The 15,817-nt window shown below is 58.1% G+C and carries 12 protein-coding genes and 4 tRNA genes; 10 read left to right on the forward strand and 6 right to left on the reverse strand.

Annotated features, from left to right (window positions below):
* Positions 1–4 precede the first annotated feature (4 nt).
* The 7 genes from rloB (at position 5) to JQ845_RS13680 (ending at position 9,043) form a co-directional block, all read left to right on the forward strand.
* Positions 5–1,537 (forward strand): osmotic stress tolerance membrane protein RloB, encoded by a 1,533-nt coding sequence (gene rloB / locus JQ845_RS13650; protein WP_003442656.1) that lies wholly within the window; start codon positions 5–7, stop codon positions 1,535–1,537.
* A complete protein-coding gene (locus JQ845_RS13655) occupies positions 1,537–2,520 on the forward strand; it encodes an alpha-L-glutamate ligase-like protein (RefSeq protein ID WP_003442658.1) in 984 nt (327 codons plus the stop codon). Before rloB ends, JQ845_RS13655 begins: the two co-directional genes overlap by 1 nt.
* A gap of 205 nt (positions 2,521–2,725) precedes the next feature.
* Positions 2,726–4,069, forward strand: coding sequence for an aminodeoxychorismate synthase component I (gene pabB / locus JQ845_RS13660; RefSeq protein ID WP_127196174.1), 1,344 nt, complete (start codon positions 2,726–2,728; stop codon positions 4,067–4,069).
* Positions 4,070–4,137: 68 nt separating this feature from the next.
* A complete protein-coding gene (locus JQ845_RS13665; RefSeq protein WP_003442671.1) occupies positions 4,138–4,872 on the forward strand; it encodes a phosphoadenylyl-sulfate reductase in 735 nt (244 codons plus the stop codon).
* Between the two features lie 143 nt (positions 4,873–5,015).
* On the forward strand, positions 5,016–5,534 hold the full coding sequence (locus tag JQ845_RS13670) for a sigma-70 family RNA polymerase sigma factor (protein ID WP_160626931.1): 519 nt from the start codon (positions 5,016–5,018) through the stop codon (positions 5,532–5,534).
* 7 nt (positions 5,535–5,541) lie between these two features.
* Positions 5,542–6,528, forward strand: a complete 987-nt coding sequence (locus JQ845_RS13675; protein WP_010655769.1) for a FecR family protein — start codon at positions 5,542–5,544, stop codon at positions 6,526–6,528.
* A gap of 76 nt (positions 6,529–6,604) precedes the next feature.
* A complete protein-coding gene (locus tag JQ845_RS13680) occupies positions 6,605–9,043 on the forward strand; it encodes a TonB-dependent siderophore receptor (protein ID WP_127196172.1) in 2,439 nt (812 codons plus the stop codon).
* Between the two features lie 196 nt (positions 9,044–9,239).
* On the opposite strand, the gene JQ845_RS13685 is transcribed toward JQ845_RS13680, so the two are convergent.
* The 4 genes from JQ845_RS13685 to JQ845_RS13700 all read right to left on the reverse strand — a co-directional run bounded on the left by JQ845_RS13685 (position 9,240) and on the right by JQ845_RS13700 (position 9,802).
* Positions 9,240–9,316: transfer RNA gene (locus JQ845_RS13685), tRNA-Asp, on the reverse strand.
* Between the two features lie 19 nt (positions 9,317–9,335).
* Positions 9,336–9,411: transfer RNA gene (locus tag JQ845_RS13690), tRNA-Val, on the reverse strand.
* 219 nt (positions 9,412–9,630) lie between these two features.
* A tRNA-Asp gene (locus JQ845_RS13695) sits at positions 9,631–9,707 on the reverse strand.
* Positions 9,708–9,726: 19 nt separating this feature from the next.
* Positions 9,727–9,802: transfer RNA gene (locus JQ845_RS13700), tRNA-Val, on the reverse strand.
* Positions 9,803–9,962: 160 nt separating this feature from the next.
* Here JQ845_RS13700 and rdgC point away from each other — a divergent pair.
* The 3 genes from rdgC to sugE all read left to right on the forward strand — a co-directional run bounded on the left by rdgC (position 9,963) and on the right by sugE (position 12,354).
* On the forward strand, positions 9,963–10,883 hold the full coding sequence (gene rdgC, locus JQ845_RS13705; RefSeq protein ID WP_003442690.1) for a recombination-associated protein RdgC: 921 nt from the start codon (positions 9,963–9,965) through the stop codon (positions 10,881–10,883).
* A 72-nt stretch (positions 10,884–10,955) separates the two neighbouring features.
* Positions 10,956–11,921 carry a bile acid:sodium symporter family protein gene (locus JQ845_RS13710; protein WP_127196171.1) on the forward strand — a complete coding sequence of 322 codons (966 nt, stop codon included), beginning with the start codon at positions 10,956–10,958 and terminating at the stop codon, positions 11,919–11,921.
* A gap of 118 nt (positions 11,922–12,039) precedes the next feature.
* Positions 12,040–12,354, forward strand: coding sequence for a quaternary ammonium compound efflux SMR transporter SugE (gene sugE / locus JQ845_RS13715; RefSeq protein WP_003442696.1), 315 nt, complete (start codon positions 12,040–12,042; stop codon positions 12,352–12,354).
* Between the two features lie 71 nt (positions 12,355–12,425).
* On the opposite strand, the gene JQ845_RS13720 is transcribed toward sugE, so the two are convergent.
* Both JQ845_RS13720 and JQ845_RS13725 read right to left on the reverse strand, forming a co-directional pair.
* Positions 12,426–14,300 (reverse strand): MFS transporter, encoded by a 1,875-nt coding sequence (locus JQ845_RS13720; RefSeq protein WP_127196205.1) that lies wholly within the window; start codon positions 14,298–14,300, stop codon positions 12,426–12,428.
* 133 nt (positions 14,301–14,433) lie between these two features.
* The gene (locus tag JQ845_RS13725; RefSeq protein ID WP_203009147.1) at positions 14,434–15,585 is read right to left on the reverse strand and encodes a TDT family transporter; all 1,152 of its coding nucleotides are present in this window, start codon (positions 15,583–15,585) and stop codon (positions 14,434–14,436) included.
* Positions 15,586–15,817: the final 232 nt, after the last annotated feature.

The raw sequence follows: 15,817 nt of genomic DNA on the forward strand, positions 1-15,817 counted from the left end.
TGAAATGCGCGCGCTTACCCTTCACCTGAAAATCCTGATCACCGTCCTCGTGGTGCTGGGCATTTCGATTACTGCCTATCAGATTTTTGCTCTCGGCATTCCTGTGACCGAAGACGCGACCGACGACCTGTGGAACATCGATGCCAAAGTCGAGTTCGTCGCCAGCTCTAAAGACCCGGTCAAGATCCAGATGTTCGTACCGCCGCTCAACCGCGACTACGTCAGCCTGAACGAGAGCTTTATCTCCAATAACTACGGTGTCAGCGTCAACCGGGTGGATGGCAACCGCAAGGTCACCTGGTCCGCACGCCGGGTCAGCGGCAAGCAGACCCTTTATTACCGCCTGGTGCTGACCAAGCGCTATTCGGGTGACAAGACCAAGCTCAAAGGCCCGGTCTTCCGTGACAGCATTGCCGTTGAAGGCCCGGAAAAAATTGCCGCCGAAGCACTGCTGGCGCCCATTCGCCAGCACTCTGCCGACGTCGAAACCTTTATCAGCGAAACCATCAAACGGGTGAACAACCCTAACGATGACAACGTGAAACTGCTGCTGGCGGGTGACCCCTCCACCCCGCACAAAGCCCAGGTCATCGAGCTGCTGTTGTCGATTGCCCACGTGCCGATGGAAAAAGTCCACACCATCCGCCTGGTGGCCGATCAACCACAGAACCCTGAACTGTGGCTGCGCAGCTTCAACGGTAACGACTGGCTGTATTTCAACCCGGAAACCGGTGAGCAGGGCCTGCCCTCCGATCGCCTGCTGTGGTGGATCGGCGACGAGCCAATGGTCACCGTCGATGGCGGCAAGAAGCCCAACGTGACCTTCAGCCTGAACAACAGCGAAATGAACGCCATTCGCCTGGCCAAGCTGACGGACGAGAACACCGACGCCAACTTCCTTGAGTACTCGCTGTACGGCTTGCCACTGCAAACCCAGCAAACCTTCATGATCATGGTGATGATCCCGATTGGCGTGCTGGTGATTCTGGTACTGCGCAACCTGATCGGCCTGCAAACCCTGGGTACCTTCACCCCGGTACTGATAGCCCTGGCGTTCCGCGAAACCCAGCTGGAGTTCGGCATCATCCTGTTTACGGTGATAACGGCACTCGGATTAATGTTGCGCTCCTATCTGGAGCACCTGAAGCTGCAAATGCTGCCGCGACTGTCCGTGGTACTGACCTTCGTGGTGATACTGATCGCTGCCATCAGTCTGTTCAGTCACAAACTGGGCCTGGAACGCGGACTGTCGGTGGCACTGTTCCCGATGGTGATTCTGACCATGACCATCGAGCGCCTGTCGATTACCTGGGAAGAACGTGGCGGCGGCCATGCGATGAAAGTCGCAGTCGGAACCCTGTTTGCCGCTACGCTGGCGTACCTGATCATGAGCATTCCGGAGCTGGTGTACTTCATCTTCACCTTCCCGGCAGTGCTGCTGATTCTGGTGGGCTTCATGCTGGCCATGGGTCGCTATCGCGGCTACCGCCTGACCGAACTGGTGCGTTTCAAGGCCTTCCTGAAGGCTGACTCCTGATGTTTGGCTTCTGGAAAACCTGGAAGGCCCTGGAAGCCCGAGGCATCATGGGCATCAATCGGCGCAACGCGGACTATGTACTCAAGTACAACAAGCGCAGCCTGTATCCGATTGTGGATGACAAGATCATCACCAAGGAACGCGCCATTGCAGCCGGCATTCACGTACCGGAAATGTATGGCGTGATTTCCACCGAAAAAGAAATCGAAAAACTCGACGAGATCATCGGTGGCCGTAACGACTTTGTGATCAAGCCCGCCCAGGGTGCGGGCGGCGACGGCATTCTGGTGATAGCCGACCGTTTCGAAGACCGTTTTCGCACGGTCTCGGGCAAGATCATCAGCCACGAAGAAATCGAGCATCAGGTTTCGAGCATTCTGACCGGCCTTTACTCGCTGGGCGGCCACCGCGACCGGGCACTGATCGAGTACCGGGTGATCCCGGACCAGATATTCAAAAGCATCAGCTACGAAGGCGTGCCGGATATTCGCATCATTGTCTTGATGGGCTACCCGGTGATGGCCATGTTGCGCCTGCCAACCCGACAATCGGGGGGCAAGGCCAACCTGCACCAGGGCGCGATCGGGGTCGGTGTCGATCTGGCGACCGGCCTGACCCTGCGGGGCACCTGGCTGAACAACATCATCAGCAAACACCCCGACACCACCAATGCGGTGGACGGCGTGCAACTGCCCAACTGGGACGGCTTCATGAAGCTGGCTGCCGGCTGCTATGAGTTGTGCGGGCTGGGCTATATCGGGGTCGACATGGTGCTCGACCAGGAAAAAGGCCCGCTGATTCTGGAGCTCAATGCCCGCCCGGGCCTGAATATCCAGATTGCCAACGACTGTGGCCTGACGCTGCGTACCCACGCAGTAGAAGCACACCTCGAAGAGCTGGCCGCCAAAGGCATCAAGGAAACCCCGGAAGAGCGCATGCGCTTTGCCCAGGAATTGTTCGGGCATATTCACTCCGCCGAATAAAGCCGCCCCCCCACAAGACGCTGACAAGCCCGGCCGGAGCCGGCTTGCCGGCGATGGCCTCAATGCGGCCCGACAGACAACCGCATTACAGTCATCGCTGGCAAGCCGGCTCCCACAGACTCTTGCCACCGCTCTCTCAAGGCTTGGTTGCTGCCCTGCACAGGATTACAATCGCCACCCCGCTCCGATGGCTGATTGGCTTCGCATGTTGACCTGCTCTGTACACCCCCTGCCCTACCACGCCAATCCCGCCGAGTATTTTGCGGCGATACGCCATGCGCCCGGTGCCGTACTGCTCGACAGCGGCCGCCCTGCAGCCGAGCGCGGCCGTTATGACCTGCTGAGCGCCTGGCCACTGCAAGAGCTGACTGTGGGGCCAAGCGAGTCGGGGCGCGAGTTTTTACAGCGCCTGCGGGAAAACCTGAACCAGCTCGGCAACGCCAGCCTTCCGGCCAACTATGAACTGCCGTTTGCCGGCGGCCTGATCGGCTACCTGAGCTACGACTTCAGCCGTCGGCTTGAGCAGCTCCCTGCCCGGTCACGGGATGACCTGCAATTGCCCGACGCGCAACTGGGCCTGTACGCCTGGGCATTGATCAGCGATCACCAGCAACTCACCAGCCAACTGGTGTTTCACCCGCGCCTGGCTGACGGCGAACGCGAACGCCTGATTGCGCTGTTCAGCCAGCCGGCGCCGGCGGCGAACCCGGGGTTCTCGCTCAAGCGGCCCATGCAGCCGGATATCAGCGCCAGCCAGTATGAGCAGGCACTGGAACAGATTCAGCGCTACATCCAGGCCGGCGACTGCTACCAGGTCAACTACACCCAGCGCTTCAGCGCCCCTTGCCAGGGCGATAGCTGGACCGCCTATTGCGCACTGCGGGCCGCCTGCCCGACACCCTTTTCAGGATTTATGCGCCTGACGGACAGCAACGCGATTTTGAGCCTGTCACCGGAGCGCTTTGTGCGGGTCAGCAACAATCAGGTGGAAACCCGCCCGATCAAAGGCACCCGCCCGCGGGGCAAAGACAGCAGCGAAGATGCGGCGAACGCCGCCGAACTGCTGGCCAGCCCCAAGGACCGCGCTGAAAACCTGATGATTGTCGATTTGCTGCGCAATGACCTGGGGCGTACCTGCCGTACTGGCTCGGTCAGCGTCCCGCAGCTGTTTAGCCTCGAAAGCTATCCCAATGTTCACCACCTGGTGAGCAGCGTGACCGGGCAACTGGCTGAAGGCAAAGACGCCCTCGACCTGATCGGCGACAGCTTCCCTGGCGGCTCGATTACCGGTGCCCCGAAAATCCGCGCGATGCAAATCATTGATCAGCTGGAACCGACAAGACGCAGCATTTACTGCGGCTCGCTCATGTATCTGGACGTACGCGGCGAGATGGACAGTTCCATTGCGATTCGCAGCCTGCTGATCAAGGACGGGCAAGTGAGCTGCTGGGGCGGCGGCGGTATCGTCGCCGACTCGCACTGGCAGGACGAATACCAGGAATCGATCACCAAGGTCAAAGTGCTGCTCGATACGCTGCAAACCCTGTAGCCCGCGGTTTTTGCTAACATCGCCGCACTAGAGAGCGCCAAGCGCCATTCACTGTAGGAAGCCGCCTGATGAGCCATACGTTCAACGTCGCCGAACTCGCCGCGACATACGCCAGCAAGTCCCCCCAGGACATTCTCAAACTCGCCTTTGAACATTTTGGCGACGAGCTCTGGATTTCCTTCAGCGGCGCCGAAGATGTGGTGCTGGTGGACATGGCCTGGAAGCTGAACAAGAACGTCAAAGTCTTCAGCCTCGACACCGGCCGGCTGCACCCCGAGACCTACAGGTTTATCGAGCAGGTGCGCGAGCACTACCAGATCCAGATCGAGCTGATTTCGCCGGATCAAAGCAAACTTGAGCCGTTCGTTAAAGAAAAAGGCCTGTTCAGCTTCTATAAGGACGGCCACGGCGAGTGCTGTGGCGTGCGCAAAATCGAGCCGCTACGCCGCAAACTGTCGACCGTAAAGGCCTGGGCCACCGGCCAGCGTCGCGATCAGAGCCCGGGCACCCGCAGCCAGGTGGCAGCACTGGAAATTGACGGTGCGTTCTCCACCCCCGAACGTGCGCTGTACAAATTCAACCCGCTGGCACAAATGACCAGCGAGGAAGTCTGGGGCTACATCCGCATGCTGGAGTTGCCGTACAACAGCCTCCACGAGCGCGGTTTTATCAGCATCGGCTGCGAACCCTGCACCCGCCCGGTGCTGCCAAATCAGCACGAGCGCGAAGGTCGCTGGTGGTGGGAAGAAGCCACGCAAAAAGAGTGCGGCCTGCATGCCGGCAACCTGATCGCCAAAAACTGATCCCCCCCTCCCCTGTAGGCGCGAGCTCTTGAACAGCTCGCGCCTACAAACAAGCTTGCTCCTGCATTCATTCTCAGTTGCGTTTACCCCGGACTTGCATTCAGAATTAGTAATAATTCTCAATAACGTCTGAGCCACGACCTATGTCAACGGGTGAACCCGCGTTCCAGGCCGCGATTACCAATCTGTACAGCGAGCATCACGGCTGGCTGTTTGGCTGGCTGCGCAGAAAACTCGGCTGCGCCCAGAATGCCGCAGACCTGGCACAAGACACCTTTACCCGAATCCTCAACGCCCGCGAGTCGGTAGCCACTCTGCGTGAGCCCCGGGCGTTTTTGAGCACCACGGCACGACGCCTGATCATTGATCAGGTGCGCCGCAAACAAATCGAAAACGCCTATCTGCAAGAACTTGCGCTTACCGCACAAGCCCTTGAAGGCTTTCAATCCCCCGAGCAGATCCTCACCACACTGGAAGCTCTCGAACACATCGCGTTCATTCTGGAAGGCATGCAGGACAAGGTTCGCCAGGCCTTTGTCCTGTACTACCTCGATGGCCTGAAACAGAGCGAGATCGCCCGGCAACTGGCACTGTCTGATCGCACGGTGCGCAAGTACCTGATCCAGGCCTTGCTGCACTGCAGCCATAGCCTGGATACCTGATAAAGCCATGCCCGAGCCCCACCCGACCATTGACGAGCAAGCCGCCGAGTGGATTCTTCAACTGCATGAAGAGGCCGCCAACGATGCGCTGCGCCTGCAGTTCGAGTGCTGGAAACAACAAAGTGCGCAACACGCAGCCGCCGCCCTGCGCATGCAAGAGGTGATCAGCCGCCTGCAAGCGTTGCGCGGGCAATCCGCCCCGGCCAAGGCCGCACTCACTGCCGCCTTTGGCGGGCGCAAACCTGCAGCCCGAGGCAAGCGGGTATTACGCGCATTACTGATTGCCGGCTGCCTGGGCCTACCCGGCGCACTGCTCTTGCAAAGCCAGTATCCAAAGCAATGGATGGCCGACATCAGGACCGGCCCCAATGACTGGAAAACCCTGCGTCTGGCCGACAACTCAACGCTCACTCTTAGCGGTACCAGTGCAGTGAATGTGCACTTCAACGGCCAGGAACGGCGTATCGAGGTACTGCAAGGAGAAGTCCTGGTGGAGGTTGCTCACGACAGCGCCCGGCCCTTTATTGTGCAGACCGACGAGGGCAGCATGCGCGCGCTGGGCACCCGCTTCGTGGTCAAACATCTGCACGACACCACTGTGTTGAGCATGCTGCAGTCGCGCGTCGCCGCACAGAGCGCTGACGAACGACAGACCCTGGAGGTCGACACTGGCTCCCGGGCGCTGATCCGCCGCGACTCGGTCGAACTTTCCGGTACGCTCGACCCCGCCAGCATTGATCAGGCATGGCGAGATCACCAACTGGTGGTGGATAACCAGCCCCTGACCCGGGTGCTCGATGAAATTTCCCGACATCGGCGCGGCCATATCCAGTTTGACCGTCAGGCCCTGGCCAATTTGCGCGTATCGGCTGTATTGCCGCTGGATAACACCGATCGGGCGCTGCAATTGATCGCTGAAACCCTGCCGCTGACGATAAAAACCTATACCCCGTGGCTGGTGGTGATCAGCCAGGCGCAACAATCTAAAGAATAATTATTCGCATTAGTTCCGCTTTTTTCTAGCCAGCCGTCAAGGTAGATACATAGAACCCTAAAGGACTGCGCTCTCCATGCTGACTTCCTCCCACCCTCGCGGGCGTTTTAGCCCGCGGGCCTGCACCCCGCTGGCCCTGGCCATTCACTTGATTGTCGCTTCGGCGACTGGCGTGCTGTGCAGCACCGTCGCCCAAGCGCAGTCGGCATCGGTACAGACCTATGACATTCCATCCGGCCCGCTGAGCAGTGCCCTGAACCGTTTTGCACAACAGGCCGGGGTAGCGATTATTTTTCAGCCCGCCAACCTTGAGGGGCTGACGACTCCCGGCCTGCACGGCACCTACAACGAGCCTTCCGGATTCGAAGCCTTGTTGCGTGGCAGTGGCTATACCGCAGTAAAAAGTGCCAATGGCTACATGCTCGAGGCACTGCCTGCGGCGGGCGGCAGCCTGGAACTGGGCGCCACCCAAGTCAGCGCCAACCAATTGGGCACCATCACTGAAGGTTCGGGCTCCTACACCCCCGGCAGCATTGCGACTGCTACGCGCATGGTGCTGACACCGCGCGAAACCCCACAGTCGATCTCTGTGGTAACACGCCAGGCGATGGACGATTTCGGTCTCAACTCGATCGATGACGTGATGCGCCACACCCCCGGCATCACCGTTGCGACCTATGACAGTGACCGCACCAGCTACTATTCCCGCGGTTTTGCGATCAAGAACTTTCAGTACGACGGCATCCCGATCCTGCAAGACCCGCAGTACTCTGCCGGGCACACCCTTACCGACACGGCAATTTACGACCGGGTCGAAGTTCTCAAGGGTGCAACCGGGTTGCTCACCGGCGCAGGCGGCCCCGGCGGCACCATCAATATGGTGCGCAAAAAACCGACAAGCGAGTTCAAGGCCCACGTGGATGTGGGCGCAGGGTCCTGGGACAACTACCGTTCCGAGATCGACGTCAGCGGCCCGCTGACCGAAAGCGGCAATGTGCGTGGCCGGGCCGTAGCGGCCTATCAGGACAAGCACTCGTTCATGGACCACTACCAGCGCGACAGCGAGGTTTACTACGGCATTTTGGAAGTGGACCTGACCCCGGACACCCTGCTGACTCTCGGCGCCGATTATCAGAACAACCATCCAAAAGGCTCCAGCTGGTCGGGCAGTGCCTCGCTGTTCAACTCCGCCGGCGAGCGCATCAGCACCCCTCGTTCGTTCAACAACGGCGCCAAATGGAGCAGTTGGGAGCAATACACACGCACGGTTTTTTCAACCCTGGAGCACAGCTTTGATAACGGCTGGGTAGTCAAAGGCCAGTACAACCACCAGGTCAACGGCTACAACGCACCGCTCGGCGCATTGCTGGACCCGGACGCAAGCACCGGACTGGCGCCAATGCTGGCCCGCAAGTACACCGGCGAATACGTCAGCGACAGTGGCGACCTGTTTGCCAGCGGTCCATTCAGCTTGCTGGGGCGCGAACATCAATTGGTGGTCGGCGGCTCGGTAGCTAAATCGCACTGGACCGGCAAGGACTACACCAACGCCAAAATGGTCGACAACGCCTATGACTACTACAACTGGGATGGCGACAGCCTGGAACCGGACTGGGGCAACGTAACCTCCTACAACGATGAAACAACGCGCCAGACCGGCACTTACATGACCGCACGCTTGAGCCTCACCGATGATCTGACGCTAATGCTCGGTACACGGGTGGCCGATTACACCCTGACGGGCACCAGCCATGCAAAAGACACCGGCAAGGTACTGCCCTACGCCGGGGTGATCTACGACCTCAACGAAAATATTTCTGCCTATGCCAGCTATACCGAAATCTTTTTGCCGCAGTCGTATTACCGCGATCGCGACAACAAGATGCTTGAGCCCGATGAAGGCACCAACTATGAACTGGGCTTGAAGGGCGAGTTCTTTGATGGTCGCCTCAATTCAAGTCTGGCCTACTTCGAGGTCCATCAGGACAACCGGCCTGAAGCAGACACTGCCTACAACGCCCATCCGACCAATCCGGACATTGAATACGCCTATAAAGGCATCAAAGCCAAAACCAGAGGCTACGAAGCGGAAATTTCTGGCGAGCTCATGCCCGGCTGGCAGTTGCAGGCGGGTTATACGCACAAGATCAGCCGTGATCAGAACGGTAAAAAGGTATCGACCTGGGAGCCCGAGGATCAAATCAATCTGTACACCAGCTACAAGCTGACCGGCGACCTCGACAAACTGACCCTGGGTGGCGGGGTTCGCTGGCAGGGTACGGGCTGGCAAATGCTGACCAACTGGAATAAAGGCGGGGTCGAGGAGAAGTTTTCACAGGATCCGTACTGGCTGGTTGACCTGATGGCTCGCTACCAGTTTACGAAAAACCTCTCGGCCAGCGTCAACCTGAACAACCTGTTCGACAAGTCGTACTACACCAACATCGGCTTCTATAACTCGTCGTACTACGGTGACCCGCGCAATGTGATGGTCAGTACCCGCTGGGATTTCTAAAACAGGCTGAACTGAATTTTTTGCAATAACCCCCCTGTAGGAGCGAGCTTGCTCGCGAGCTCTTCGTTGCTGCGTTGAAATGCTCGCGAGCAAGCTCGCTCCTACAGGATCTACAAAACCCGGGCGCACAAAAAAGCCTGCACAAGGCAGGCTTTTTCGCGTGTCACAAGCGTTCAAGGGGCTTGTGACTCTAATATGGCGCAGCGGACGGGACTCGAACCCGCGACCCCCGGCGTGACAGGCCGGTATTCTAACCGACTGAACTACCGCTGCGCGTAACACTGAAAGCGAATGGTGGGTGATGACGGGATCGAACCGCCGACCCTCTGCTTGTAAGGCAGATGCTCTCCCAGCTGAGCTAATCACCCTTTCACTTCACTCTCGTTGCGGGGCGCATTCTCTCACACTTTTCGTGTAAGTGGTTGTTTTTATTCAAGTTTTTTTCAAAACCCGGTAAAAACTTCCGTTTCCTGCGTCCTGCACTTTGATCCGGCAGCGAACTGCAGAACCGAAGACTTTCAAGAAAAAACCCGCATTCAGCGGGCTTTCCCCAACCACAAGCGTTCAAGGGGCTTGTGGTAAAAATATGGCGCAGCGGACGGGACTCGAACCCGCGACCCCCGGCGTGACAGGCCGGTATTCTAACCGACTGAACTACCGCTGCGCGTAACACTGTGAGCGAATGGTGGGTGATGACGGGATCGAACCGCCGACCCTCTGCTTGTAAGGCAGATGCTCTCCCAGCTGAGCTAATCACCCTTTCACTCTCGGTGTGGCGCGCATTCTACGGAGCGACCTATAGTCTGGCAAGCACTTTTTAAAATAATTTTTCTAAGCCTGCCAAAGGGTTAGCGCAGGGTTGGCCTATGGCTCCATGAAGCGAATAATGCCTGCTTTGTATATAGGAGTGATTCACCCCATGTGGTTCAAAAACCTGCTTATCTATCGCCTGACCCAAGATCTGCCTTTTGATGCGCAGGTGCTGGAAACTGCACTGGCCACCAAACCGGCCCGCTCGTGTTCAAGCCAGGAATTAGCCACCTACGGTTTCGTTGCCCCTTTCGGTAAAGGTGAGGACGCACCGCTGGTTCACGTCAGCCAGGACTTCCTGCTGATCGCGGCCCGTAAAGAAGAACGCATCCTGCCGGGCAGCGTTGTTCGCGATGCATTAAAGGACAAGGTCGAAGAGATCGAAGCCGAACAAATGCGCAAGGTCTATAAGAAGGAGCGCGATCAGCTCAAGGATGAAATCATCCAGGCCTTCTTGCCGCGCGCCTTTATTCGTCGCTCGGCAACCTTTGCTGCCATTGCCCCTAAACAGGGCCTGATCCTGGTTAATGCTTCGAGCCCTAAACGTGCCGAAGACTTGCTCTCCACCCTGCGGGAAGTCATCGGTTCATTACCGGTTCGCCCGCTGGCGGTGAAAATGGCTCCAAGCGCGGTCATGACCGAATGGGTCAAAACCCAAAAAGCTGCCGACAACTTCTTTGTCCTTGATGAATGCGAGTTGCGCGATACCCACGAAGACGGCGGCATCATTCGCTGCAAACGTCAGGACCTGACCAGCGACGAAATCCAGCTGCATCTGAGCACCGGAAAAGTCGTGACTCAACTGTCACTGGCCTGGCAGGACAAGCTGTCATTCGTACTGGACGACAAACTGGTGGTCAAACGCCTCAAGTTTGAAGACCTGCTGCAAGACCAGGCTGAACAGGACGGCGGTGACGACGACCTGGGCCAGCAGGACGCCAGTTTCACCCTGATGATGCTGACATTCGGCGAGTTCTTGCCGCAGCTGTTTGAAGCACTGGGTGGCGAAGAGATTCCCCAGGGAATCTGACCCACCCATATCCCCTGCAGGCGCGAGCGTGCTACTGCAGGGGATATCCAATAATCACAATAAAGGAACACCATGCGCGCACTTGCTGCTTTAAGCCGCTTTGTCGGTAATACCTTTGCTTATTGGGTACTGATATTCGCCGTACTGGCGTTTCTTGAACCCGCCTGGTTTGTCGGCCTTAAAGGCTTCATCGTGCCGCTGCTGGGCCTGGTGATGTTCGGCATGGGCCTGACCCTCAAACTCGAAGACTTCGCCGAAGTTGCCCGCCACCCGTGGCGCGTGGCACTGGGCGTAGTTGCTCATTTCGTGATCATGCCCGGTGTGGCGTGGTTGCTGTGCCAGGTTTTCCACCTGCCGCCCGAAATTGCCGTTGGCGTGATTCTCGTCGGCTGCTGCCCGAGCGGCACCTCGTCCAATGTCATGACCTGGCTGGCCCGGGGCGACCTGGCCCTGTCCGTTGCCATTGCTGCCGTCACCACCCTGCTCGCTCCGCTACTGACGCCGGCGCTGATCTGGTTGCTGGCTTCGGCATGGCTTCCGGTTTCGTTCATGGAACTGTTCTGGTCGATTCTGCAGGTGGTTTTGCTGCCGATCGTACTGGGGGTTGTGGCCCAGCGACTGCTTGGCGCCCGCGTACGCTTCGCGGTGGACGTACTGCCGCTGGTTTCGGTGATCAGCATCGTGATTATCGTGGCGGCCGTGGTGGCGGCCAGTCAGGCCCAGATCGCCAAGTCCGGTTTGCTGATCATGGCCGTGGTCATACTGCACAACAGCTTCGGCTATTTGCTTGGCTACTTTACCGGCCGCCTGTTCAAACTGCCCCTGGCCCAGCGTAAATCCCTGGCTCTGGAAGTCGGCATGCAGAACTCCGGCCTGGGAGCCGCCCTGGCCAGCGCGCACTTTTCGCCTCTGGCGGCGGTACCCAGTGCGCTGTTCAGCGTTTGGCACAACATCTCAGGGGCACTGCTTTCGACGTACTTCCGACGCATGAGCGAGAAAGAAGACCGCCTCGCGGCAGAAAAAACTGTTACCGAGTAACGCTTCGGGGTTGTCTATCAGATCAATCATGTGCAATATACTGCGCACTGCGAGGACGACCTCGCGACTCATCGAGTGATTTTTCTGGGGACGGCCCCATCCGTTGATGGAGATTGCAATGCCCTGGATTATTCTGTTTTTCGCCGGCCTGTTTGAAGTTGGCTGGGCCGTAGGCCTCAAATACACCGACGGCTTCAGTCGCCCGCTGCCGACAGCCCTGACGGTCGGCGCCATGATTATCAGCCTCGGCTTGCTCGGGCTGGCCATGAAAGACCTGCCGCTGGGCACTGCCTACGCCATATGGACCGGGGTAGGTGCAGTCGGTACCGTGATCGCCGGGATCATCCTGTTTGGCGAATCCATGGCGCTGTTCCGACTGGCCAGTGTTGCGCTGATCATTGCCGGCCTGGTTGGTCTCAAAATAAGCACTTGATCCGGCACAATTTGCCGGCGATGGCATCGACGCCATCGCCGGCAAACCGCTTCCCGCCCCGCCAGCACTATCTACCTCTTCTGCGCCCGCAGCTCACAGACCCTTTCGCGCAACAGCTTTTGACTGGCCTCACTGGCCGGTATCGGTGCACCTGCAACCAATGTCACCCGCGACCAGAGTCGATGGAAAAACCCCTTGTGCGGATCCCGGCTGAAGAAGCTGCCCCACAACCCCTGCAGCGCCAGCGGAATCACCGGCACCGGCGTGTGCTCCAGAATCCGCGTCACCCCGGCCTTGAACTCGCCAATCTCGCCATCGGTGGTCAACTTGCCCTCGGGAAAGATGCACACTAATTCGCCATCTTCCAGATACCTGGCAATGCGGCTGAAGGCTTTCTCATAAATCGCTTCATCTTCAGCCCGCCCGGCAATCGGAATCGTGCCCGCAGTGCGAAAGATAAAGTTGAGTACCGGCAAGTTGTAGATTTTGTAATACATCACAAAGCGAATCGGCCGGCGTACAGCACCACCAATCAAGAGCGCATCGACAAACGAAACGTGGTTACACACCAGCAACGCGGCGCCTTCATCCGGAATCAGCTGCAGATTCTTGTGCTCCACCCGGTACATGGAATGGCCGAGCAGCCAGATCATGAAACGCATGCTGAATTCAGGGACGATTTTGAAGATATAAGTGTTGACCGCGATATTCATCAACGAGACCACGAGGAACAGCTCGGGAATCGTCAGCCTGGCCACGCTCAGCAGCAGGATGGTGACAATTGCCGACACCACCATGAATAGCGCATTGAGGATGTTGTTGGCCGCAATCACCCGGGCCCGCTCGTTTTCGGCCGTGCGCGACTGAATCAGCGCATACAGCGGCACAATGTAGAAGCCGCCGAACACGCCCAGGCCGAGAATATCCAACAGTACCCACCAGGCCTGACTGAAGCCCAGCACGCCCAGCCAGTCATTGGCTTGAATGTTTTGTGGCATGTGCCCCGAATGCCACCACAGCAACAAGCCAAACAGGGTCAGACCAAACGAGCCAAAGGGCACCAGGCCAATCTCGACCTTATGTCCCGAGAGCTTTTCACAAAGCATCGAGCCCAGCGCAATCCCCACCGAAAACACCGTAAGAATCAGGGTGACCACGGTTTCATCGCCATACAGCCACTCTTTGGCGTAGGCCGGGATCTGCGTCAGGTAAATCGCACCGACAAACCAGAACCATGAGTTTCCGACTACAGAACGCGACACCGCAGGCGTCTGGTTCAACCCCATCCGCAAGGTGGCCCAGGACTCGCTGAAGATATTCCAGTTCAACTTCAGGTCCGGGGTGTCCGCCGCCGCCCGCGGAATTGCGCGACTGGCCAGATAGCCGAGCACTGCGACCGACACTATCACCACGGACACAATCGCCGTGTAGTTGCTGGATGAGAGCATGATCCCGGCACCAATGGTGCCGGCCAGAATCGACAGAAAAGTGCCCATCTCGACCAGGCCATTGCCGCCCACCAACTCGTCTTCATGCAAGGTCTGCGGCAGGATCGAATACTTCACCGGCCCAAACAGTGCCGAGTGGGTCCCCATCGCGAACAGCGCCACCAGCATCAACGCCAGGTGATCGAAGGCAAAGCCGATGGCACCCACCACCATGATCGCAATCTCGCCCAGTTTAATCAGGCGGATCAAACGATCCTTCGGGTACTTTTCGCCAAACTGCCCGGCCAGTGCCGAAAACAAAAAGAACGGCACTATAAAGAGCAGCGCACACAGGTTGATCCAGATCCCGCGATCACCTTCGATGTTCAATTTGTAAAGGATGGCCAGAATCAGCGACTGTTTAAACAGGTTGTCATTGAGTGCGCCCAGGGACTGGGTCACGAAGAAGGGCAGGAAGCGGCGCTTCCTCAGCAAACTGAACTGCGAGGGGTGACTCATCATCCATGTACTCACGTTGCGCCGAACGGCTTTCTCATTGGAGGGCCGTTGTATCACTCAGGGCACAAGCTTGCTCAGGTTCTGTACTAAATCAGCCTGTTCAGCCATTTCGCACAGAACCTGAGCGCCGTATCTACTTCTTCAACCCGGCGATGCAGGGCGACACAAACAACTCGCCACGGTAGGCACCCTTCACGGTTCGCGTGCCAACGATCAACCACATCAGCACCAGCATCACCACCAGCACGCAGCCGGCAATATCAAAAAATGCCAGATGCAGAACGCTACCCAGACGCAAAGTGGCCAATGAGTACACGCCCAGCGGGAAGGTAAAGCCCCACCAGCCAAGATTGAACGGGATACCCGCCCGGAAGTAGCGAACCGTGATCATCAAAGCCATCACAATCCACCACAAGCCCACGCCCCACAGGATCACGCCAGAGATAAGGCCCAGGCCCTCGACAATTTCACCGACCCGGCCCAGGCCATTGGCCGCGAAAATCGCCGGAGCATCGCTACCCAGCAGCAGCAAACCCAGGGCGCCAGTGCCGATCGGCCCCAAAGCCAGCCAGCTTGAAGCGGCCATGCTTTCGTGGGGCAATTTATGCAGTGCCATGCGCAAAATCAGAATAGTCAGAATGCTGAACGCCACCGGTACCGAGAACGCCCACAGTACATAGCTGGTAATCAACACATGAAACTGCGCGAGGGTGTCGCTCAAATGCGGTGCCAACAGCCCGCCGCTGGCCGCGGCTACCTCCGCCGCCACCACTGGCAGCAACCAGACCGCGGTCATTTGATCAATGCTGTGGTCCTGCCGGGTGAACATCAGGTACGGGATGATCACCCCGAAACCCAGGGCCATGACTACATCTATCCACCACAAAAACTCGGCCACCTGCACCATGTCGCTGCCCCAACGCGGGACTCCAAACACCAGAAAACCATTGATGATGGTCGCCAGCCCCATGGGAATGGTGCCGAAAAACATCGACACGGTGGAGTGCCCGAAAATCCGCCGCGCTTCGTCGAAGTACAGCACCCAGCGCGCGCCATAGAGCACGCTGAACAGAATGAACAAACCGATATTGAACAGCCACAACCCTTCGGCAAAGACATGCATGCCGGGGATATGCACCGGCAACTGGGCCAACGCCAACGCCAGAACCCCCGTGCCCATGGTGGCTGCAAACCAGTTCGGGGTGAACTGGCGAATCACTTCACGGGGGTGCTGCAACTGGCTGAATGGCCGAAATCCGGGCTGGGCTTTGTTTGGGCAAGTCATGGGTTCCTCCTTTCCTCTCATGAGGTGAAATTAGAGTAGAACCAAATCGAATATCTATATAACGGGTAATTTCTCTAACACTTATCTATTTTTCAGATATTCGTCTCTGCATCCCGCTGCAAACCCTGCGACCCTTGGCCGCGATCAGACCATGGTCGACACTGACGGCGCATAAACATCATGCGAGACTAGCCCGCCACAGCCGGATTGCTGTGGCCTTACACCTCCAGGA

Origin of the sequence: Pseudomonas paraversuta (assembly GCF_904063065.1) — a bacterium.
GTDB lineage: Bacteria > Pseudomonadota > Gammaproteobacteria > Pseudomonadales > Pseudomonadaceae > Aquipseudomonas > Aquipseudomonas paraversuta.